Source organism: Streptomyces fractus (assembly GCF_049844455.1).
Lineage (GTDB): Bacteria > Actinomycetota > Actinomycetes > Streptomycetales > Streptomycetaceae > Streptomyces > Streptomyces fractus.
In genome coordinates this window covers 5,623,407-5,645,097 of sequence record NZ_JBMYHI010000002.1, presented here as the reverse complement: position 1 = coordinate 5,645,097, position 21,691 = coordinate 5,623,407, and the positions used below count along the sequence as shown (strand labels likewise).

19 protein-coding genes and 1 tRNA gene are annotated in these 21,691 nt (G+C 70.9%); 6 read left to right on the top strand and 14 right to left on the bottom strand.

What is annotated here, in order from left to right; all coding sequences use genetic code 11:
* Positions 1-94 precede the first annotated feature (94 nt).
* The 5 genes from ACP4E5_RS27555 to hppD form a co-directional block, all read right to left on the bottom strand.
* Positions 95-1,465 carry an FAD-binding oxidoreductase gene (locus ACP4E5_RS27555; RefSeq protein WP_425833194.1) on the bottom strand — a complete coding sequence of 457 codons (1,371 nt, stop codon included), beginning with the start codon at positions 1,463-1,465 and terminating at the stop codon, positions 95-97.
* A gap of 118 nt (positions 1,466-1,583) precedes the next feature.
* On the bottom strand, positions 1,584-2,171 hold the full coding sequence (gene nthA / locus ACP4E5_RS27550; RefSeq protein ID WP_425833192.1) for a nitrile hydratase subunit alpha: 588 nt from the start codon (positions 2,169-2,171) through the stop codon (positions 1,584-1,586).
* Complete coding sequence (locus ACP4E5_RS27545; protein WP_425833190.1) at positions 2,161-2,460, bottom strand: SH3-like domain-containing protein; 300 nt, start codon at positions 2,458-2,460, stop codon at positions 2,161-2,163. The genes nthA and ACP4E5_RS27545 overlap by 11 nt, the downstream gene beginning before the upstream one ends.
* Positions 2,453-2,737 (bottom strand): hypothetical protein, encoded by a 285-nt coding sequence (locus tag ACP4E5_RS27540; RefSeq protein ID WP_425833188.1) that lies wholly within the window; start codon positions 2,735-2,737, stop codon positions 2,453-2,455. Before ACP4E5_RS27540 ends, ACP4E5_RS27545 begins: the two co-directional genes overlap by 8 nt.
* Before the next feature lie 54 nt (positions 2,738-2,791).
* Complete coding sequence (gene hppD, locus ACP4E5_RS27535; RefSeq protein ID WP_425833186.1) at positions 2,792-3,937, bottom strand: 4-hydroxyphenylpyruvate dioxygenase; 1,146 nt, start codon at positions 3,935-3,937, stop codon at positions 2,792-2,794.
* A gap of 123 nt (positions 3,938-4,060) precedes the next feature.
* Here hppD and ACP4E5_RS27530 point away from each other — a divergent pair, with 123 nt between their 5' ends.
* The 5 genes from ACP4E5_RS27530 to ACP4E5_RS27510 are packed head-to-tail and all read left to right on the top strand — an operon-like array spanning position 4,061 to position 8,356.
* On the top strand, positions 4,061-4,531 hold the full coding sequence (locus ACP4E5_RS27530) for an Lrp/AsnC family transcriptional regulator (protein WP_425833184.1): 471 nt from the start codon (positions 4,061-4,063) through the stop codon (positions 4,529-4,531).
* Positions 4,532-4,565: 34 nt separating this feature from the next.
* Positions 4,566-5,213: an ABC transporter permease gene (locus ACP4E5_RS27525; protein ID WP_326015627.1), complete on the top strand. Its 648-nt coding sequence runs from the start codon at positions 4,566-4,568 to the stop codon at positions 5,211-5,213.
* On the top strand, positions 5,206-6,480 hold the full coding sequence (locus ACP4E5_RS27520; protein ID WP_425833181.1) for a betaine/proline/choline family ABC transporter ATP-binding protein: 1,275 nt from the start codon (positions 5,206-5,208) through the stop codon (positions 6,478-6,480). The genes ACP4E5_RS27525 and ACP4E5_RS27520 overlap by 8 nt, the downstream gene beginning before the upstream one ends.
* Positions 6,477-7,352: an ABC transporter permease gene (locus tag ACP4E5_RS27515; RefSeq protein WP_425833179.1), complete on the top strand. Its 876-nt coding sequence runs from the start codon at positions 6,477-6,479 to the stop codon at positions 7,350-7,352. Before ACP4E5_RS27520 ends, ACP4E5_RS27515 begins: the two co-directional genes overlap by 4 nt.
* 32 nt (positions 7,353-7,384) lie before the next feature.
* The gene (locus tag ACP4E5_RS27510) at positions 7,385-8,356 is read left to right on the top strand and encodes a glycine betaine ABC transporter substrate-binding protein (protein WP_425841685.1); all 972 of its coding nucleotides are present in this window, start codon (positions 7,385-7,387) and stop codon (positions 8,354-8,356) included.
* Between the two features lie 21 nt (positions 8,357-8,377).
* On the opposite strand, the gene ACP4E5_RS27505 is transcribed toward ACP4E5_RS27510, so the two are convergent.
* From ACP4E5_RS27505 to ACP4E5_RS27490, 4 genes are all read right to left on the bottom strand, one after another.
* On the bottom strand, positions 8,378-9,169 hold the full coding sequence (locus ACP4E5_RS27505) for a S16 family serine protease (protein WP_425833177.1): 792 nt from the start codon (positions 9,167-9,169) through the stop codon (positions 8,378-8,380).
* Between the two features lie 117 nt (positions 9,170-9,286).
* The gene (locus tag ACP4E5_RS27500) at positions 9,287-9,928 is read right to left on the bottom strand and encodes an IclR family transcriptional regulator (protein ID WP_326015633.1); all 642 of its coding nucleotides are present in this window, start codon (positions 9,926-9,928) and stop codon (positions 9,287-9,289) included.
* 282 nt (positions 9,929-10,210) lie between these two features.
* Positions 10,211-12,013: a DEAD/DEAH box helicase gene (locus tag ACP4E5_RS27495; RefSeq protein ID WP_425833175.1), complete on the bottom strand. Its 1,803-nt coding sequence runs from the start codon at positions 12,011-12,013 to the stop codon at positions 10,211-10,213.
* Between the two features lie 147 nt (positions 12,014-12,160).
* On the bottom strand, positions 12,161-13,603 hold the full coding sequence (locus ACP4E5_RS27490; protein ID WP_425833173.1) for an MFS transporter: 1,443 nt from the start codon (positions 13,601-13,603) through the stop codon (positions 12,161-12,163).
* A gap of 229 nt (positions 13,604-13,832) precedes the next feature.
* On the opposite strand from ACP4E5_RS27490, the gene ACP4E5_RS27485 reads away from it, so the two are divergent.
* Positions 13,833-13,907 (top strand) — tRNA-Cys (locus ACP4E5_RS27485).
* Positions 13,908-14,005: 98 nt separating this feature from the next.
* Here the strand turns inward: ACP4E5_RS27485 and ACP4E5_RS27480 are convergent.
* The 5 genes from ACP4E5_RS27480 to ACP4E5_RS27460 form a co-directional block, all read right to left on the bottom strand.
* Positions 14,006-16,315 (bottom strand): xanthine dehydrogenase family protein molybdopterin-binding subunit, encoded by a 2,310-nt coding sequence (locus ACP4E5_RS27480; RefSeq protein ID WP_425833171.1) that lies wholly within the window; start codon positions 16,313-16,315, stop codon positions 14,006-14,008.
* The gene (locus ACP4E5_RS27475) at positions 16,312-18,471 is read right to left on the bottom strand and encodes a 2Fe-2S iron-sulfur cluster-binding protein (protein WP_425833169.1); all 2,160 of its coding nucleotides are present in this window, start codon (positions 18,469-18,471) and stop codon (positions 16,312-16,314) included. Before ACP4E5_RS27475 ends, ACP4E5_RS27480 begins: the two co-directional genes overlap by 4 nt.
* Positions 18,468-19,367 carry an FAD binding domain-containing protein gene (locus tag ACP4E5_RS27470; protein WP_425833167.1) on the bottom strand — a complete coding sequence of 300 codons (900 nt, stop codon included), beginning with the start codon at positions 19,365-19,367 and terminating at the stop codon, positions 18,468-18,470. The genes ACP4E5_RS27475 and ACP4E5_RS27470 overlap by 4 nt, the downstream gene beginning before the upstream one ends.
* A 309-nt stretch (positions 19,368-19,676) precedes the next feature.
* Positions 19,677-21,290 (bottom strand): beta-N-acetylhexosaminidase, encoded by a 1,614-nt coding sequence (locus ACP4E5_RS27465; protein WP_425833165.1) that lies wholly within the window; start codon positions 21,288-21,290, stop codon positions 19,677-19,679.
* A 64-nt stretch (positions 21,291-21,354) separates the two neighbouring features.
* Entirely contained in the window at positions 21,355-21,660 is a 306-nt protein-coding gene (locus tag ACP4E5_RS27460; protein ID WP_425833163.1) for a DUF3039 domain-containing protein, read from the bottom strand.
* Positions 21,661-21,691: the final 31 nt, after the last annotated feature.

The window sequence follows — 21,691 nt, the reverse complement described above, 5'->3', positions numbered from 1 at the left end:
GGGCACCCCGACACATGAGACTTTCGTCCTTTATGTCACCTATACGTGACCGGGTCGGCACTCCCCGCGACATTCCCCGCCACAGTCCCCGCGATCAGAACAGCTTGCCGGGGTTGAGCAGGCCCGCGGGGTCGAAGGCCGCCTTCACCGCTTGCTGCATCTCGACGCCGACCGGGCCGAGTTCGCGGGCGAGCCACTCCTTCTTCAGCACGCCGACGCCGTGTTCGCCGGTGATGGTGCCGCCGAGTTCGAGGCCGAGCGCCATGATCTCGTCGAAGGACTCGCGGGCGCGGCGTCCCTCGTCGGCGTCCTGCGCGTCGAAGCAGACGGTGGGGTGCGTGTTGCCGTCGCCCGCGTGCGCGCACACGCCGATGGTGAGGTCGTACTTCTCGGCGATCCGCTCGACGCCTTCGAGCAGCTCACCCAGCTTGGAGCGCGGCACGCACACGTCGTCGATCATCGTGGTGCCCTTGACCGCCTCGAGGGCGGTGAGCGACAGGCGCCGCGCCTGGAGCAGCATTTCGGACTCGGCGGCGTCCTCGGCGGGCACGACCTGGGTGGCGCCGGCCGCCTCGCACAGCGCGCCGACCGCTGCCAGGTCCGTCACGGGATCCAGAGTGTCGAAGGCGGCCAGGAGCAGCGCCTCCGTGGTCTCCGGCAGACCCATGTTGGCCATGTCGTTGACGGCCTTCACCGTCGTACGGTCCATGAGTTCGAGCAGCGACGGGACGTGCCCGCCCTCCATGATCCGGCAGACCGCGTCGCAGGCGGCCTCCGCCGAGGCGAACTCGGCCGCGAGCACGAGCTGCTGGGGCGGCTGCGGCTTCAGCGCGAGCGTCGCCTTCACCACGATGCCGAGGCTGCCCTCGGAGCCGACGAAGAGCCGCGTCAGGTCGTAGCCCGCGACGCCCTTCGCGGTGCGCCGGCCCGTCTGGAGCAGCCGCCCGTCGGCGAGGACGACGTCGAGGCCGAGCACGTACTCCGCCGTCACTCCGTACTTCACGCAGCACAGGCCGCCGGAGGCCGTGCCGATGTTGCCGCCGATGGTGCACATCTCCCAGCTGGAGGGGTCCGGCGGGTAGTAGAGCCCGTGCTCGTTGACCGCGCGGGAGAGTGTGGCGTTGATGACGCCCGGTTCGACTACGGCGATCCGGTCGACCGGGTTGATCTCCAGGATGCGGTCCATCTTGACGAGCGAGAGGACGATGCAGCCCTCGCTCGCGTTGGCCCCGCCCGAGAGGCCCGTGCGGGCGCCCTGCGGTACGACCGGGACGCGCAGCGCGGTCGCCGTGCGCATCACGTGCTGGACCTCTTCGACGGTGCGCGGCAGGACGACGACGGCCGGAGTTCCGGCGTCGCAGAAGCTCGCCATGTCGTGGGCGTACGAGGCGGTGATGTCGGCGTCGACGATGATCGCTTCCGCGGGCAGGCCCGTGCGGAGCTCTTCCATGAGGGTGCGGCTCATGATCACACCTTTGCACTCCGTTGGGGCCGTGTGAACCCCTGCCTGCACCCCGGGGCTCTCTGCCCCGGACCCCGCTGGCTCTCGTCCGACGGCGGGGCTTGAAGTGCCTGCACCGCCCTCAGACCAGCGCCGTTCCGATCAGGCCGTTGCGGGTGACCAGGGACGCCAGGTCTGGCTCGTTCAGGTCGTCCGTTCCCGCGGGGCGCCTCGGGAGGACCATGTAGCGGGTTTCCGCGCTGGAGTCCCACACCGTGACCTTGACGTCGCCAGGGAGGGTCACGCCGAACTCGGCCAGTACGGCACGTGGTTCACGGACCACCCGCGAGCGGTACGCCTCACTCTTGTACCAGCCGGGGGACGGGCCGAGGAGTCGCAGCGGATAGCAGGAGCAGAGCGTGCACACGATGACATTGTGGACGGACTCCGTGTTCTCCGTGACCCGCAGGCGCTGAGGCTGAACTCCCCCTGCCGAGAAGCCCAGTTCGGCCACCGCCGCCGAGCCGTCCGCGAGCAGCCGCTCCTTGAACGCCGGATCGGTCCAGGCGCGGGCCGCCACCTTCGCCCCGTTGACCGGCGAGGCGCCCGCGAGGAAGCCGTCGATGACCTCGTCGACCGTCTCGCCGCCGACGATGCCCTTCTCCTCCAACAAGCTTTCCAGGAGCCGCACTTGACGGGAGATCACCGCGTCGTCGTGGTTACCGGACATCGCCGTCGGCCTCCTCGAAAGGCTCCAGATAGCTCTCGGACAGATCGAGGACGACGTCGTGCCCGCCCTCGCCCCACAGCTCGCGCGCCGCGAACCGCACCGCGTAGATCATCTCGACGGGCGCGTCCTCACGTCCCTGCGCGCGCACGTCGGCGAGCGGCGCCCGCCCCTCCGGCTCGACGACGACGCCGAGCTTGCCGCGGGCGTAGCGCGGCAGGCGGGTGTGGTGCGGCGGGTCGTGCCGGTACGTGCGGACCAAGTCGCCTGCCGCATAGGCGGGTTCAGGCATGGTCGAGCGCCCCCGCCGCGATGACGCCCTTGCGTTCGAGGAGCGTCCGGATCGCGTGGAACCAGCGCTCGTAGTACGAGGCCGCCAGGTACTCCTGGGGCGGCATCGTCTCGATGGCGTCCCGGAACTCGTCGAGGTTGAAGACCTTCCGCACGAGCAGTGCGCGCTGGAGCGCGAAGACCCGCGCCTCCCAGTCCGCGTGGAAGGGTTCGGCGTCATCGGTGGTGTCGATGGCGCCGAACCCCGTCGTTCCGCCTACGTCGTTCATCCTGGCCATGCGGCCAGACTAGGCCCTGTGTCCAAACTGCCGTCTGTGCCGCAGGCGCGGGCCCTACAGATTTCCGCGCTTCTCCTGCTCCCGCTCGATCGCCTCGAACAGGGCCTTGAAGTTGCCCTTGCCGAAGCCCATGGAGCCGTGCCGCTCGATCATCTCGAAGAAGACGGTCGGCTTGTCCTGGACCGGCTTGGTGAAGATCTGCAGCAGGTAACCGTCCTCGTCGCGGTCGACGAGGATCTTCTGCTCGCGCAGCGTCTCGACCGGCACGCGGGTCTCGCCCGCCCACTCGCCGAGCGTGTCGTAGTACGAGTCCGGGGTGTCGAGGAACTGAACTCCCGCCGCCCGCATGGCCTTTACCGAGGCGACGATGTCGTTCGTGGCGAGCGCGATGTGCTGGACGCCCGCGCCGCCGTAGAACTCCAGGTACTCGTCGATCTGCGACTTCTTCTTCGCGACGGCCGGCTCGTTGATCGGGAACTTCACCTTGAGCGTGCCGTCGGCGACGACCTTCGACATCAGCGCGCTGTACTCGGTCGCGATGTCGTCGCCCACGAACTCCTTCATGTTCGTGAAGCCCATGACCCTGTTGTAGAACGCGACCCACTCGTTCATCTTGCCGAGTTCGACGTTGCCGACGCAGTGGTCGATGGCCTGGAAGGTGCGCTTGGCGGGCGGCTCGACGATCGGGGCGGCCGCGACGAACCCGGGCAGGTACGGGCCGTCGTAGCCGGAGCGCTCGACGAGGGTGTGGCGGGTCTTTCCGTACGTGGCGATGGCGGCGCGCACGACGGTGCCGTGCTCGTCCTTCACCTCGTACGGCTCCTCGACGCCACGGGCGCCGTGCTGAGTCGCGTAGGCGTACGCGGCGCGCGCGTCCGGGACCTCGATGGCGAGGTCGACGACGCCGTCGCCGTGCGCCGCGACGTGGCCCTCGAGGAAGCGGCCCCACTCGGTGGACGCCTTGATGACGGAGGTGAACACGAAGCGGGCCGAGCCGTTGGTCAGGACGTACGAGGCCGTCTCGCGGCTGCCGTTCTCCGGTCCGGAGTAGGCGACGAGCTTCATGCCGAAGGCGGTCGAGTAGTAGTGCGCGGCCTGCTTGGCGTTGCCCACGGCGAAGACGACCGCGTCCATCCCCTTGACCGGGAAGGGATCGGCCTGCCGTGCGGTGTCGGGGGTGTGGTGTGTGGTCTGCGTCATACGGCGAGGTTCCCGCCGGACCGCAAGGTGCGCAATAGTTTGCGTTTTCGCTGGGCAATCTGACCAGTGACACGTCCGTTTCCGCGGGCTGCTTGTACAGGATGACCACCCCTGGAGGGGGCCATGGCGATCGACGATCTGGACGGGCGGCTCATCGTGCTGCTCGCGCGCGAACCGCGGATCGGGGTGCTCGAGATGTCCCGCCGGCTGGGCGTCGCGCGCGGCACCGCACAGGCCCGCCTCGACCGGCTTACCTCGAACGGAGTCATCCGCGGCTTCGGCCCCCAGGTGGACCCGGCGGCGCTCGGCTACCCGGTCACCGCGTTCGCGACGCTGCAGATCAGGCAGGGCCAAGGAGCCGATGTCAGGACCCATTTGGACGGCGTCCCCGAGGTCCTGGAACTGCACACGACGACCGGCAGCGGGGACATGCTGTGCCGGCTCGTGGCCCGCTCGAACGCGGATCTTCAACGTGTGATCGACCGGGTTGTCGGCTTTGATGGCATCGTCCGGGCTTCCACGGCGATTGTCATGGAAAATCCTGTTCCGCTGCGGATCATCCCGCTCGTGGAGCAGGCGTCAGGAGATTCCTGACGGCTATCCGAGCACCGCCCGGGAGTGAGGTGCGATGAACTTCTGGGACTACCTGGGCGCCCGGCACCAGCAGCTGCTCGCCGACGCCTATCAACACGCGAGCGCCGTCTTCCAGTGCATGGTCCTCGCGACCTTGATCGGCATCGTCATCGGCATCGTCTCGTACCGCAGTGAATGGGCCGGGAACCTGGCGACGACCGCCACCTCGACCATTCTCACGATCCCCTCCCTCGCCATGATCGGTCTGCTGATCCCGATCGTGGGCCTCGGCGTCGCGCCGACCGTCATCGCGCTGACCCTGTACGGGCTGCTGCCGATCGTGCGGAACGCGATCGTGGGCCTGCGCGGCGTCGACCCCGCGCTGATCGACGCGGCGACAGGCATCGGGATGTCCCGGACCGCCCGCCTGTTCAAGGTCGAACTGCCGCTCGCCTGGCCGCCGATCCTCACCGGGATCCGGGTCTCCACGCAGATGCTGATGGGCATCGCCGCCATCGCGGCGTTCGCCTCCGGCCCCGGGCTCGGCAACGAGATCTTCCGCGGCATCGCCTCCCTGGGCAGCGCCAACGCGCTCAACCAGGTGCTCGCGGGAACGCTCGGCATCATCATCCTCGCCCTGCTCTTCGACGCCGCGTACGTCCTCATCGGACGGCTGACCATCCCGAGGGGGATCCGTGCCTGACACGAAGACGACGACGCCGACCGAAGCCCCCGAGGCGTCCGGGGCCAGCATCGAGCTGGAGAACCTCACCAAGCGCTACCCGGGCTCCACCGACCCCGCCGTGGACAACGTCAACATGGAGATCAAGGCGGGCGAGCTGATCATCTTCGTCGGCCCGTCCGGCTGCGGTAAGTCCACGACGCTGAAGATGATCAACCGGCTTATCGAGCCGACCGGCGGGCGCATCCGCATCGGCGGCGAGGACGTCACCGACATGGACCCGGTGAAGCTGCGCAGGAAGGTCGGATACGCGATCCAGTCCTCCGGGCTCTTCCCGCACATGACGGTCGCCCAGAACATCGCGCTCGTGCCGAAGATGATCGGCTGGTCCAAGTCGAAGATCAAGGCACGCGTGGAGGAGATGCTCGACCTGGTCGGCCTCGACGCCGCCGAGTACCACGGCCGCTATCCGCGCCAGCTCTCCGGCGGCCAGCAGCAACGCGTGGGCGTGGCAAGAGCGTTGGCGGCGGACCCGCCCGTCCTGCTGATGGACGAGCCGTTCGGCGCCGTCGACCCGATCACCCGCGACCACCTCCAGGACGAGCTGATCCGGCTCCAGCACGAGCTGCACAAGACGATCGTCTTCGTCACCCACGACTTCGACGAGGCGATCAAGCTCGGTGACCGGATCGCGGTGCTCCGCGAGAAGTCGCACATCGCGCAGTTCGACACCCCGGAGGCGATCCTCACCAACCCGGCGGACGACTTCGTCTCCGGGTTCGTGGGCGCGGGCGCCGCGCTCAAGCGCCTCAACCTGACGCGCGTACGCGACGTGGAGGTCACCGACTATCCGACCGTGCACGTCGACGACCCGTTGCAGGACATCTTCAACAAGCTGCGGGCGGCCGGCACGAACGAGCTGCTGCTGCTCGACAAGCGCGGCCGGCCCTACAAGTGGCTGCGCCGCGGCGACCTGATGCGCGCCAAGGGCTCCCTCGCCCGCGCGGGCACCCTCGTGCACGACACCGTCACCCGTGACGCCACCCTGCGCGACGCCCTCGAAGCGGTCCTCACCGACAACGCGGGCCGCGTCGCGGTGACCGGGCGGCGCGGCGCGTACGAGGGCGTCGTCGACATGGAGACGCTGATGAACTCCGTGCACGAACTCCTGGACGCCGACCGGCTCGAAGCGGTCGAGCACCAGCACGAGCTGGAGGAGAAGCGCGCCGAGCAGACGCATCAGGAGCAGGCGGGCTCCCAGGGCACCGACGGTGGGGTGAAGGCGTGAGCACACCGTCCCGGAAACCACCGCTGAAGGGCGAGCGCCCCGAGGGCGAGCACGAGGTCAAGGGCCTCGCGTTCCGCGACGAGGGCCAGGCCGAGCCGGAGGCACCGCCCTCCCCGACCGCCCGGAAGGAACCGTCGCGCATCACCTGGAAGAAGCTGACGTTCCTTCCGGTGTTCCTGATCCTCGTTCTGCTGATCACGTGGCTCTGGTTCCGCAATGCGGACCTCGACACGATCTCCGAGAACGCCATCGCGGGCGGCAAGGTGTGGAAGGCGCTGCGCCAGCACATCAGCCTGACGGTGATCTCGACGTTCTTCGTGCTGATCATCGCGATCCCGCTGGGGATCCTGCTGACCCGCAAGATGTTCCGCAAGGCGACCCCGTTCGCCCTGGCGATCGCCAACATGGGCCAGGCGACCCCGGCCATCGGCCTGCTCGCCCTGCTCGTCATCTGGCTGGGCATCGGCGAGAAGTCGGCCCTGATCGGCATCATCATCTACGCGATCCTGCCGGTGCTCTCCAACACCATCGCGGGCCTGAAGGCCAACGATCCGACGCTCCTCGAAGCGGCGAAGGGCATCGGCATGTCGCCGATGGGCGTGCTGAGCAAGGTCGAACTCCCCCTGGCCGTCCCGCTGATCCTCGCGGGCGTGCGCACGGCGCTCGTCCTCAACGTCGGTACGGCGACGCTGGCCACCTTCGGCGGTGGCGGCGGCCTCGGCGTCCTCATCACCACCGGAATCACCAACCAGCGCATGCCGGTCCTGATGCTCGGCTCGATCCTGACGATCGCGCTCGCCCTGCTCGTCGACTGGCTGGCCTCGCTGGCCGAACTGCTGCTGCGCCCGCGCGGGCTGGAGGTGCGCTCATGAAGCCCATGAAGCACGTGAGGCCCGTGAAATCCATGAAATACCGCGTACGGGTGGCCGTCGCGGCGAGCTGCGGGATCGCGCTCCTCGCGAGCGGCTGCGGACTGACCAGTGGCAGCCCGCTCGTCGACGACGTACAGCCCGGCTCCATCGGCAAGGACAAGCCCCTCGACGGCGCGGACATCACCGTCACGTCCAAGGAGTTCACCGAGCAGCTGGTGCTCGGCGCGATCATGGGCATCGCCTTCAAGGCGGCCGGCGCGGACGTCCTCGACCGGACCGGCATCCAGGGCTCCATCGGCGCCCGCGAGGCCATCAAGTCCGGCGACGCCGACGCCATGTACGAGTACACGGGCACGGCCTGGATCACGTACCTCGGCAACTCGGACCCGATCCCCGACCCGAAGAAGCAGTACGAGGCGGTGCGCAAGGCCGACAAGAAGAACGGCATCACGTGGCTGCCGCAGGCCGCGCTCAACAACACCTACGCGCTCGCCATGAACAACGCCAACCTCAAGAAGTACGGCACCAAGACGCTCTCCGACGTCGCCGCGCTCGCCAAGAAGAACCCGAAGGCGGTCACGCTCTGCGTGGAGAGCGAGTTCGCCAACCGGGCCGACGGCCTGCCCGGCATGCAGAAGGCGTACGGGATGAACCTGCCGACCGCCAACATCACGCAGATGGACAGCGGCATCATCTACACCCAGGCGTCCAAGGGCAGTTGCACCTTCGGCGAGGTCTACACGACCGACGGCCGGATCAAGGCGATGAACCTGAACGTCATGAAGGACGACAAGAAGTTCTTCCCGAACTACAACGCTGCGCCCTCGATCAACAGCAAGGCGCTCAAGAAGTACCCGGCGATGGCGGACGTCCTGGAGCCGATCACGAAGAAGCTCAACAACACCGTCGCCCAGGACCTCAACGCGAAGGTCGACGTCGACGGGCAGGACCCGCACGACGTGGCGAAGGACTGGCTGGTGAAGGAGGGGTTCGTCAAGGAGTGAGGCGCTCGGCCCTTTGGGGGCTCAGCACTCCGGGACCGTTCCCGACCCCTTCTCCATGTTGGTCAGCGCGGTCATCGTGCCCTTGAGCGTGCTCACCGAGATCAGCTTCATCGACCCGGGCGCGGATGCCTTCGCGTCCGAGCACTCCGCCTTCGGTACGAGGAAGACCGTGGCGCCGTCCCGGTCCGCGGCCTGCACCTTCAGCGACACGCCGCCGACCGGGCCGACCTTGCCCTTGGCGTCGATGGTGCCGGTGCCCGCGATGGACTTCCCGCCGGTGAGGTCGCCGCCGCTGCCGTCGCCGTCCAGCATGTCGATGATGCCGAGGGAGAAGAGCAGGCCCGCGCTCGGTCCGCCGACGTCGCCGAGCTGGAGGTCGACCTTGATGTCCTTCGAGGACTTGCCGAGGTAGGACAGGGCGGCCTCGGTGGCGGCGTCCTGCGAGCCCTTCATCTCCTGCTGGTTGTGCTGCTCGACCTCCTTCGTCGAGTCGCCCGACGGGTACACCGCGTCGCGCGGCATCACCGCCCGGTTCTCGGCGAACCAGCCGTCCAGTACGTCACCGAGGTGCACGGAGGCGTCGGGGCCCGTCGCCACGATGGTCACCGCGCGGAGTTTGCCGTCCGTGGTGCGGGTGGGCGCGCCGCTGATGTCGATGACGGGTTTGCCGTCGGACTTGCCCAGGACGTTCGTCGTGGGGCCCGGCTGGGCGACCGAGAACGGGAGCGGGGCGAATCCCGCCACCGCCAGCAGCGCGATGACGGGGGCGGCGCAGATGGCCAGGGCGGTGGGGCGGCTGAGGCGATTGAGCACGCTTGACTCTAACGTGAGCGGCTGTGTCACCGGCGACGGTGTTGCGGTTGCGGGGCGCTGCCCCGGACCCCGCGCCTCAATCGCCGGCGGGGCTTGATGTGGCCGACTGTGCTTGATTTACCTGAGCGCGTCCGCCACCTCGCGGGCCGCGTCGAGGACGCGAGGGCCGACCCGTTCCGGGACGGAGTCCGAGAGCATGACGACGCCCACGCTGCCCTCCAGGCCGGTCACGCCCAGGAGGGGGGCCGCCGCGCCGCTCGCGCCGGCCTCCAGTTCGCCGTGCGTGAGGGTGTAGCCGGTTTCGGGGAGTACGCCCTGGCGGGCGCCGAGGATGGCGCGGCCCGCGGCGCCCCGGTCGAGCGGGTGCCGGAAACCCGTGCGGTACGCCACGTGGTAGTCGGTCCAGGTCGGCTCGACGACGGCCACGGCGAGGGCCTCCGTACCGTCCACCAGGGTCAGGTGCGCCGTCGCCCCGATGTCCTCGGCGAGCGCGCGCAGGGCGGGGAGCGCGGCCTCGCGGACCAGCGGGTGGACCTGGCGGCCGAGGCGGAGCACGCCGAGCCCGACGCGGGCGCGGCCGCCCAGGTCGCGGCGGACGAGGGCGTGCTGCTCCAGGGTGGCGAGCAGACGGTAGACGACGGTCCGGTTGACGCCGAGCTTGTTGGAGAGCTCGGTAACGGTCAGGCCGTGGTCGGTGTCTGCGAGCAGTTTGAGGACGCGCAGTCCCCGGTCGAGCGTCTGGGAGGTCTCCGCGGTCACGACGCCCACTCCTTAGTGGTGAGGGACGGCCGCCTCCTGCGCGGGGGTCACGTCACCTGTCCCGTGGGCGACGCGCGTGAGAGGCCGCCGGTCGGTGATCAGGCGCTGGGCTGCTTACGGCTGTCTTTTGACGCACCGGCTGCGCTCCGCGGCGGCTCTGCCACGGGGCGTGTGCGTTGCCCGGAATGTAGCGAGGTCGTCCCGCTGAGCGGAAGACTCCGTCCAGAATCCGGTCAGTGAGCGGCCTGGGTTGTGCCTGATTGCCCGTACTTGATCCCCATGTCACTTCATGCGGGTGGCCCATTCCTGCACCTTGGCGATGCGCTGGCGCAGCTGGCCGCCGGTCGCCTCCGCGCTCGGCGGGCCGCCGCACACGCGGCGCAGTTCGGTGTGGACGACACCGTGCGGCTTCCCGCTCTGATGCACGTACGCGCCGACGATGGTGTTCAGCTTCTTGCGCAGCTCCATCAGCTCCTTGTGGGAGACGACGGGACGGCGCTCGGCCGGCAGCTCCAGGAGGTCGGCCTCGCTGTCGGGCTTCTTCTTGCTGTGCGCGATCTGCCGTGCCTGGCGCTTCTGGAGGAGCTGCTGCACCTGGTCGGGTTCGAGGAGCCCGGGAATGCCGAGGTAGTCCTGCTCCTCCTCGCTGCCGGGGTGCGCCTGCATGCCGAAATCGGCGCCGTTGTACGTGACCCGGTCGAAGGTGGCCTCGGACTCGAGGGCCTCGAAGGAGAACTGCTCCTGCTCGCCGGTGTCCTCGTCCTGCTCCTTGTTCGCCTCGTCCATCTCCTTCTCGGACTCGGCGTAGGGGTCCTCCTCCTGGTCCTTCTTCGGCTTGTCGAGGACGTGGTCGCGCTCGACCTCCATCTCGTTGGCGAAGCCGAGCAGGTCAGGGACGGTGGGCAGGAAGACGGAGGCCGTCTCGCCGCGGCGCCGGGAACGTACGAATCGGCCGACGGCCTGCGCGAAGAAGAGCGGGGTCGAGATCGTCGTGGCGTAGACGCCGACCGCCAGGCGCGGGACGTCGACGCCCTCGGACACCATGCGGACGGCGACCATCCACCGGTCGTCGCTCGCCGCGAAGTCGTCGATCCGCTTCGAGGCGCCGGTGTCGTCGGAGAGCACGACGGTCGCCTTGCTGCCGGTGATCTCGCGGATCAGCTTCGCGTACGCGCGCGCGGAGTCCTGGTCGGAGGCGATGACGAGGCCGCCCGCGTCCGGGATGCCCTTCCTGACCTCGGTGAGGCGGGCGTCCGCTGCGCGCAGCACGCTCGGCATCCATTCGCCGCGCGGGTCGAGGGCGGTGCGCCAGGCCTGGCTGATGGCGTCCCTGGTCATCGGCTCGCCGAGCCGGGCCGCGATCTCGTCACCGGCCTTCGTGCGCCAGCGCATGTTGCCGCTGTAGGAGAGGAAGATCACCGGGCGCACGACGTTGTCGGCGAGCGCTTGGCCATAGCCGTACGTGTAGTCGGCCGCCGAACGCCGGATGCCGTCCCGGCCCTCCTCGTACTGGACGAAGGGGATCGGGTTGGTGTCGGAGCGGAACGGCGTACCGGTCAGCGCGAGGCGGCGGGTGGCCGGCTCGAACGCCTCCAGGCAGGCCTCGCCCCACGACTTCGAGTCACCGGCGTGGTGGATCTCGTCGAGGATGACGAGCGTCTTGCGCTGCTCGCTGCGGTTGCGGTGCAGCATCGGCCGCACGCCCACACCCGCGTACGTGACGGCGACGCCCTGGTACTCCTTGCTGAGCGGACCCGCGCTGTACTCGGGGTCCAGCTTGATCCCTATGCGCGCGGCGGCCTCGGCCCACTGCTTCTTCAGGTGCTCGGTCGGCGCGACCACGGTCACCTGCTGCACTACGTGGTGGTGCAGCATCCAGGACGCGAGGGTCAGCGCGAACGTGGTCTTGCCGGCGCCCGGGGTGGCGACCGCGAGGAAGTCGCGCGGCTGCTCCTGGATGTACCGGTCCATCGCACCCTGCTGCCAGGCACGCAGCTTGTTGGCCGTGCCCCAGGGGGCGCGGCCGGGAAAGGCGGGTGACAGGTGGGCGGACGAGGCAGAAGGAGTGGTGGATGTAGTAGTCACGGTCTCCGGTTACTCAAAGCTGGACGGCACGGCTACGTATGACAACCGGGCCACCCTACCGGTGCCGAGGTTGACGAGCGCGGTGGGCGAGGCCGGTCGGGGACCGGTTGGGACGTGTGTCACAGATCAACTGGACGGATCCCGCGCCTACTTCCGCAGCCGCGAGGCCACCCACACCCCCACGAGCGCGACCGCCGCCATGGGCAGGAACACAGCGGCGAACGCGGCGGGATGCGAGCCCCCGGCGCCCTGCGCGACGCCGTGCCCCGCCGCCCCCACCGCTCCCCCGCCGAGCGCCGCGAAGGCCGCGCCGCCCGCGGCGAGCAGCAGCGCGTTGGAGAGCCCGTCGGAGATCTGGAGCGCGGCGGAGTTCGTCCCGGCCTCCTCGGGCGCGGACAGCTGCAACAGCAACACGGACGTCGACGAGATCACGAGACCCATCCCCAGGCAGCCGAAGGCCCAGGCGACGGCCACGGTCCACACGGGCACCGCCTGGATCAGCACGCTCGGCGCGACGGCGATGGCCGCGGCGACCAGCACCATGCCCCCGGCGACGAGCCGCTCCCGGTACGGCTCGACCCGCGGCCGGGACTGAAGCCAGGACCCGAACGCCCAGGTCCCGCCGCCCGCGGCGAGCGAGAACCCGGCGAGCGTGGGGCTCAGCCCCCGCTGCGTCACCAGCATCAGCGGCACGAACGACTCGGCCGCGATGAACGAGCCCGCCGCGATCCCGCGCAGCAGCACCACGGACGGCAGCCCGCGGGCGGCCCGGTAGGTGCCACGGGGCAGCAGGCCGAGCACGGACGGCACGAGCAGGGCGATGCCGACGGCGGCGGGGAGCAGGGACAGCGGCCGCAGGTCCTGGGCGGCGTACTGGAGCAGCCCGGCGCCGGCCGAGATGCCGAGGGCGAGCCGGATCCGGCGCCGGTCGAGGGCTGCGGGTTCGGCTCCCTCGGGCGGTCCGCCGGCCCGCCGCCTGACCTCCGGGAGCGCGAGCGCGAGCGGCAGCACGACCAGGATCGGGATCCCGAGGAACACCCACCGCCAGCCGATGTGCTCGGTCACGGCCCCGGACGCCAGCGGCCCGACGATCGACGGCACGACCCAGCTCGCCGCGAACGCCGCCATGATCGCGGGCCGCAGTCGCTCCGGGTAGGCCCGGCTGACCACCACGTAGAGGCCGACGATCACCAGGCCGCCGCCGAGCCCCTGCACGGCCCGCCCGGCGATGAACATCCACATGTTCGTCGCGGTCCCGGCGAGCAGCAGCCCCGCGGCGAAGGCCCCGATCCCGGCGGTGACGGGTCCGAGCGGTCCGCTCCGGTCGGCCCACTGTCCGGCGAGCACCATCCCGAACAGGCTCGTCGTGAAGAAGCCGGAGAACGCGAACGCGTACAGCGACACCCCGTCCAACTCCCGCGCTGCGACGGGCATCGCGGTCCCCACGGCGGTCGCCTCGAAGGCGATGAGCAGCACGACGGTGACGATGCCGATGCTGAGCGCGCGATAGGTGCGGCCCAGGACACCTTCGGTGTCGGAGGGGACGGTGCGGGAGGTGGCGTCGTCAGTGACGTCTTCGAGGGCGGCCATGCGGTTCAGGGTAAGAGGCGTAGGGCGCTGTGACCCCTGTCGGGAGGCGGGTTACGTGATGGTCCCTTGGTCGTAGGTCCGGTCGCCGTCAGGTCGCTGTCCGGTCGACGTCCGGTCGCCCCCGAGCAGCGTCGCGCGTCGCTCATGAACGGCGCATGGCAGTCGTGTTGCAGGGGTCCCGGAACGCTTGAGGCGGGGAAACCGCGGCCCGTAGCGTGAGCAGCAGCTTGGCCGTGTGCCCGAGTGGCTGAGGGATTCGCCTGCAAAGCGAAGCACGCCGGTTCGATTCCGGTCACGGCCTCCACGCGCGAAGGGGCGCCCCGCATGAAGCGGGGCGCCCCTTGGTCGTGCGTGTTCGCGGCGCGTGCTCGTCGCGCGTGCTCGCCGCGGGTGTGCCGGCGCTCAGCCGACCGGCTCGGCCACCGCCGCCTGCGGCCTGATCGGCAGGCGGTTGACCGGGCGGCCGGTCGCCGCGCGGACCGCCGAGGCGACCGCGGCCGGGGACGCGACCACCGGGGCCGCGCTCGCGGACTTCGCGCCGAAGGGGGCCACCACGTCGCGCTCCTCGACCAGGTTGACGATGTGGATGTCAGGGGTGTCGAGCGAGGTCGGCAGGGCGTAGCCGGTCAGGTCGGGGCGGCGGACGATGCCCTTCGGGGTACGGAGGTTCTCCGTGAGGGCCGCGCCGACGCCCTGGGTGACGCCCGCCTCGATGCGGGCCGCGAGCTGGGCGGGGTTGAGGATGCGGCCGACGTCCTGGGCGACCGCGAGTTCGACCACGCGCACCGAGCCGAGCTCCACGTCCACATCCACCACCGCGCGGATCGCGCAGAAGGCCATGCCGACGAATGCGTCGCCCTGGCCGGACGCGTCGAGCGGCTCCGTGGGGTGCGGGCGGCACTGCGCCGTGGCCCACAACTCCTTGCCGTCCATGGCCTCTTCGACGGTCGTCGAGAGCACGCCGTCGTAGGAGGTGATCTTGCCGTCGGCGATCTGGAGCAGCTCCGTGGACATGCCGAACTTGTGCGCCAGGGGCTGGAGGAGCTGGGTGCGGACCATCTTGGCCGCCCGCTCGACCGCTCCGCCGGACACCCACGTGTTCCGGCCGCGGCAGCCGGGGCCGGCCGGCGGCTGGTCCGTGTCGACCGGTGCCACGTGGACTTCCTCGATGCCGAGCGTCTCCTGGACGATCTGGCGGGCGAGCGTGGTGAAGCCCTGACCGGTCTCCACGGCGGCGCAGATGACCGTCGCGACGCCGTCGTGGACCTTCACGGTGGCCGTGGAGACCTCGTCCGCGCCCTCGGCGCCCAGCATGTGCACCATGCCGATGCCGTAGCCGACGCCGCGGCGGATCGCGGCCGGTTCACCGACGCCCTCGGGCCCGCCGGGGAGCAGCCAGTCCTCCTCCGGGGTGTCCTTGGGAAGCGGCGGCAGCGGGAAGTCCCGTACGGAGGACAGCAGTTCGGCCACGGGCGCGGGGCACGTCACCGTCTGCCCCGTCGGGAGGATGTCGCCGGTCGCGAGGACGTTGCGCATCCGGAGCTCCGCCGGGTCGACGCCCAGCTTCTTCGCCAGCTTGTCCATCTGCGCCTCGTACGCGGCGCAGACCTGTAGCGCGCCCTCTCCCCGTACGTGTCCCGAGGGCGGGTTGTTCGTCCGTACCGCCCAGCCCTCGATGGAGGCGTGCGGCACGACGTAGGGGCCGCAGGCGAAGGAGACCGCGGCCGCGAGGGCGTCGGACGACGTGTCCGCGTACGCGCCACCGTCGAGCAGGATCTGGGCCTCCACCTTGACCAACCGGCCGTCCGCGTCGGCGTGGTGGCGGTAGCGCAGGAGGGTGGGGTGCCGGTGCGGATGGCCGAGGAAGGACTCCTCGCGGGACGCGGCGAGCTTGACCGGGCAGCCGGTGTGCAGGGCGAGCAGGCCGAGCGGGAGGTGGAAGCTCGGGTCCTCCCGGTCGGCCGTCGCGCCGGGCACGCCGGTGACGACGACCTTCACGCGCTCGCGCTCCAGGCCGTAGCGGGCCGCCGCGAGGTCGCGGTCGCCGTGCGGGTCGGTGGAGGCGATGTAGAGCTCGACGCCGCCGTCGGGCCGGGGCACCGCGAGGCCCGCCTCCGCGCCGATCGGGGCGGGGTCCTGGCGGCCGATGCGGTAGAGGCCCTCGACGATGACCTCGCCCGTCACCTCGGCGTCGCCGTGCTGGAGCGGGATGTGGCGGATCAGGTTGCCGTCGGGGTGCAGGGGCTCCGCCGCGAAGGACTGCTCGGGGTCCGTGACCGGGTCGAGGACCTCGTACTCGACGACGATCGCGGCGGCGGCCATGCGCGCCGTGTCCGGGTGGTCGGCCGCGACGGCCGCGAGCGCCTCGCCGTGGTGGCGCACCACGTCGGAGGCGAACATCGGGCGGTCGGAGGTGCGGTGTCCGGCCAACGGGCCGCCGGGGACGTCCTCGTGCGTGACGACGGCGAGGACGCCGGGCATCTCGCGCGCGTGGCTGGTGTCGATGCTCACCACGCGCGCGTGCGCGTGCGGGGAGCGCAGGATCGACGCCCAGAGCAGGCCCTCGGCCCACAGATCGGCGGCGTACGGGAACGTGCCCTCCGCCTTGGCCTGCGCTTCCTCCGAGGGAAGCGACATCCCAAGCCCATGCGGAAAGCTCTCCGCCTCCGGCGCGGCGGTCCCCACGGAGGCCGTGGCCGTCTCACTCGTCATGCCTGACCTCCGTCCGGAAAGTCCTGGGGGTTCTGCGTGTTCGGGAAGCCCTGCGGATTCTGCGAGTTCTGGAAGCCCTGGGGATCCGGGAGGCCTTGCGGGTTCGAGAAGTCCTGCGGGGTCCCGTCGCCCTGCGGGGCCGGGAAGGCCTGCCCGCTCGGGGAGTCCTGCGGGGTTCCGTCGCCCTGTGGAGTCGGAAAGCCCTGCGCGTTCGGGAAGTCCTGCGGGGTCCGGTCGTCCTGCGGCGCCCGGTCACCCTGCCGGTTCGAGAAGTCCTGCAGGGTCCCGTCACCCTGCGGGGCAGGGAAGGCCTGCCCGCTCGGGGAGTCCTGCGGGGTCCCGTCGCCCAGTGGAGTCGGAAAGCCCTGCGCGTTGGGGAAGTCCTGCGGGAGCTGGCCACCCTGCGAGGTCCGGTCGTCCTGCGGCGTCCGGTCACCATGCGGGATCCGGTCGCCCTGCCCGCTCGGAGAGCCCTGCGGGGTCCCGTCGCCCTGCGCGTTCGGGAAGCCCCGCGGCACCCGGTCACCCTGCGGGTCCGGGAAGCCTTGTGCGTTCGGGAAGACCTGGGGAAGCTGGCCGCCCTGGGGGGCCCGGTCGCTCTGCGGGCTCGGGAAACCTTGCGCGTTAGGGACCTGCGGCGCCCGCTCACCCTGCGGCGCCCGCTCACCCTGCGATGCCCGGTCGCCCTGCGAGCTCGGGAAACCTTGCGCGTTCGGGGAGTCCTGCCGGGTCCGGTCGTCCTGCGACGCCTGGTCACCCTGCGACGCCCGGTCGCCCTGCGCGCTCGGGAAGCCCTGCCGGGCCGGGCCACCCTGCGGCGCCCGGTCACCCTGCGGCGTCCGGTCGCTCTGCGGGGGCCTGCCACTCTGCGACGCCCGCTCACCCTGCGGGGCCCGGTCGCCCTGCGGCGTTCCGTCGGCCCGGGTGCTCGTGGTGCGTTGGATGTCCTCGGTCGCCAGGGGGCCCGCCTGGCGCGGGATCAGGGGCTCTTCCGTGTTGCCGCCCTCGGCCGATGCGGCCCGGCGTTCCTCGGCCACCTGGCGCACCGCGTCCACGACGCCCCGGTAGCCGGAGCAGCGGCAGAGGTTGCCGCACAGTGCCTGGCGGGTCTCCAGAGCGGTCGGGTTCGGGTTGCCCTCCAAGAGGTCGTGCGCCGTCATCGCCATGCCGGGGACGCAGAAGCCGCACTGTACGGAGCCGCACGCGGCCAGCGCCCGCTGTACGTCCGACGGTCGCCCGTCGGTAGCGAGCCCCTCGACGGTACGGACCTCACTCCCGGCCGTGGTCGCCGCGGGCACCAGGCAGGAGGCCACGAGCCGGCCGTCCACCTGCACGTTGCACGCACCGCACTCGCCCTGCGAACAGCCGTCCTTGGCACCCGCGAGCCCGAGACGCTCCCGCAGCACGTACAGCAGCGACTCGCCGATCCAGGCGTCCGTGACGGGACGGTCCGCGCCGTTGACCCGCAGGACGTAGCTGGCCAGGGGGTGGTCGTCGTGGAGCGGTGGACGCGCGGGGGCCTCGTCGTCCTCCGACTTCTGGGGCTCGGCCTCGGGAGCATCGGGTTCGGCAGGCTCATCAAGCCCCGCCGGCGATTGAGGCGCGGGGTCCGGGGCAGCGCCCCGCGACTCAGGCTCGGTCGGCTGCTCCGGGGCGGCGCCGCCCGAAAGCCCGGCCGCCGTCTCCTCCACACCCGGTCCGGCCGGGGCCCACGGCGCGGGCGCCCCACCCGGCAACGTCGCCGGCGGCACACCGCCCCACTGCTGCGCCATCGAGGAGGCCGTGAACTCACCCGATTCGTCCGGAAGTTCACCATCGGCCAGCGGAACGGACCACTGCCCGGTCTGCCCGGTCTCCCCGTGGTGCGGCTCCTGCTCCACCGGAGCGGCCTCCGCCCCCGGCCCGACCAGGTTCTCCGGCAGCACCCACACACCGGTCGCCGCCGGGTCGGTCGCGGCGGCACCCGTGGCCGGGCTCACCGTTATCGGCGGCGGCACGTAGCCGTGGCCCGGCGCGGCGAGCGGCGCCGTGTCCGGGAAGCCCTCGGGGGGCAACTGCACGAAGGCCGTGGCATCGGAGTCGTACTCGCCCTGGGGCAACGGCTCCCAGCCGTCCCCACCAGAACCGTGCCCCTGACCGGTACCGGGATTCGTCACGACAGCGCCCTCCCAAGTGCACGTCGGGCCAGCACGGCGACGGTGCGCCGCAGATGCAGTACGGCGGGCGGCAACTGTTCCTGCGTGCCGTCCGGCGCGGGCTCGGGGTCGGGGACACAGGCCGCGGCGACGTATTCACCGAAGGCGTGCACGGCCTCCGGCACAAGGGCGCCGCGCTCGCCGTCCCAGTCGATGAGCGAGGCCACCCACTGCTCGGCCTCCAGGGGCCGCAGCGGCATCGGCGCGATGGCCCCGACGGCGCAGCGCACACCGCGCCGCGCCGGGTCGAGGACGAGCGCGACGGAGGCCATGGCGCGGCCGGGGCCGGTGCGCCCGGTCGCCTTCAGGAAGACCTGCGGCGCGTGCAGCAGGGGCACGCGCACGAAACCGATCAACTCGCCGGGGCCGAGCATCTCCATGCCGGCCAGCAGGTGCGAGACCGGCACTTCGCGTCTCGCTCCACCCTGCCCCGCGATGATCAACGTGGCTTCCAGTGCGGCCAGTACGGGCAACGTGTCACCCGCGGGAGCGCCGGAGGCGATGTTGCCGCCGAGCGTGCCCGCGTTACGGATCTGGGGCGGGCCGGCGGCCCGCGCGGCGGCGGCGAGGCCGGGGATCAGCGCGGCGAAGTCGGGGCGGCCGATGCGTGCGTGGGTGAGGCCCGCGCCGAGCAGCGCGTTCCCGTCCTGGTACTGCCAGCCGCGGATCTCGCTGATCCGGCCGAGCCCGACGAGGGCGGCAGGGCGCAGCCCGCCCGCGTTGACCTGAGCCATGAGGTCCGTGCCCCCGGCCACCGGTACGGCGGCGGGCATGGCGGCGAGCGCCGCGACGGCCTCGTCCAGCGAACCCGGAAGTACCGCGGCCTGTGTCGTCGCCTGCGGTGCGTGCGTGGTCAAACCGGCTGCCCCTTCCCGATGTCCGGCCCCGTGCCTGGCAACGGCGCCGGTCCCCGCGTGGTCCGCGCGTGACCGCCGTTCCCGCCGTTACGCCTGTTCCGCCGTACGGTACGTGCTGACAGGCCGGACGTGGCAACTCTGGCACATCTTCCTTCCGGCCCGGAGACGGGGTCCGGTAGGAGGCATTCGCCCCTTCCACCTCACAGATGACCGATATCGCACCAGATCACCTGTGGGAGCGAATTGGCGCTCTGCGCCTACGTATGAGACGAGGTGCGAGGTGAGACGTGATCCTCCTCGCGCGCAAGCTCACACGTTCGGGGGTTCCCCTTCGAAGGGACGTCCGAGCACACCCGGGCGCCGCTGCCAGGGCAACGGCCCGCCCGGCGGCCGGTAGTCGACGCCCAGCGCGTCAAGTCGCCCGTAGTGCGCGGTCATTCGGCGCTCGAAGTCCGCGAAGTCGCGCGCCGCGGGCGCGGGCAGCTCGCTCCACGCGACCTCGCTGAAGGCGCAGAGCCGCGGATACACCTGGTAGTCGAGGCGCTGCTCGTTCTCCGTCACCTCGGTCCACATGTTGGCCTGCGCGCCGAGGACGTGCCGCGCCTCCTGCTCGCTCAGCTGCGGGGGCACCGGCTCGAAGCGGTACACGTTCTCCAGGGTGCGTACGTAGCCGATGGGGACCGGTTCCTCGTCGCCGGGGGCCTGGCGGTAGTTCAAGTACACCTGCTGCTCGGGGCACATGACGACGTCGTGGCCCGCCCTCGCCGCGGTGATGCCGCCCTCGTAGCCGCGCCAGGAGGAGACCGTGGCGCCGGGCGCGAGGCCGCCTTCGAGGATCTCGTCCCAGCCGATGAGGCGCCGCCCGCGCGCGCCGAGCCAGGTGTCGAAGTGCCGGATGAACCAGGACTGGAGCTCGTCCTCGTCGGCCAACCCCAGTTCCCTGATGCGGTCCTGGGCGGCGGGCGACTGCCTCCACTGGTCCTTGGGGCACTCGTCGCCCCCTACGTGGATGAACGTGGACGGGAACAGGTCGAGGAGTTCCTCGAAGACGTCCTCGTAGAAGCGGAGGGTGTTGTCAGTGGGGGCGAGTACGTTCGGATTGACGCCCCAGGTGTCCCAGACGGGGAGGGAAGACGTGTCGACGACATCACTGTTGCCGAGTTCCGGATACGCGTGGATGGCTGCCTGCGAGTGGCCCGGCAGGTCGATCTCGGGGACGACCGCGATATGCAGCGCGTCGGCGTAGGAGACGATCTCGCGGATGTCGTCCTGGGTGTAGAAGCCGCCGTGCGGCTTGTCCTCCCACAACTCCGAGGCGCGGTGGCCGAATTTGGTCCGTGACCGCCAGGAGCCGGCCTCCGTCAGCCTGGGACGGCGCTTGATCTCGACGCGCCAGCCCTGGTCGTCGGTGAGGTGGAAGTGCAGGACGTTGAGCTTGTGGGCGGCCATCAGGTCGAGTTGGCGCAGCACCCCGGCCTTCGGCGTGAAGTGGCGTGCGACGTCGAGCATCATGCCGCGCCAGCGGAAGCGGGGCGCGTCCTCGACGGTGACGTGCGGGACGGTCCACGTACGCCCGGGAAGCGGGGCCCGGCGATACGCGTCGGGGCCCAGGAGTTGACGCAGCGTCTGGGCGCCCCAGAAGACGCCTGCCGCCGATCCGCCCTCGATCGTGACGCCCGCGTCCGTCACGCGCAGCCGGTAGCCCTCCGGTTCGAGGGAGGGGTCGATGCGCAGGGCGATGACGTCGTCCTCGTCCGCGCCCTTGGGCGGCAGGGCGAGACCTGTCGCCGCGCCGACTGCCGCGCGCAGCCAGCGCGCGGTGTCCCGGGTCCCCTCCCCCGCGGCGATGCCGGTGCGGTCTCCGAGCGTGCGGCGGCCGTCACCCGCGCGCGTCAGCCGACGGGGGGCGGGGATGAGATCCATGGCGGGAGGCTAAGAGGACTGGACCAATTCGCGCAATGGTGGGGCGGGGGCGCGAAACCCCGGGCTACTTGCCGCCCTTGCCGCCGCCGTCCTTGCCGCCCTTGTCCTTGTCGCCGCCCGCGTCGCCCATCGACTCGTAGATCTCCTTGCACATGGGACACACGGGGTACTTCTTCGGGTCGCGGCCCGGGACCCACACCTTGCCGCAGAGCGCGACGACGGGCGTGCCGTCCAGCGCGCTCGCCATGATCTTGTCCTTCTGGACGTAATGCGCATAGCGCTCGTGATCGCCGTCGCCGCTCGACGTCTGCGGCGTCGGCTCTACGAGGGTCCCCGTACCTGTCCCGCGCTCGGGCTCAAGAGTGCTCATAACCGCCAAGGGTACTTAAGCCCGCCCGGTC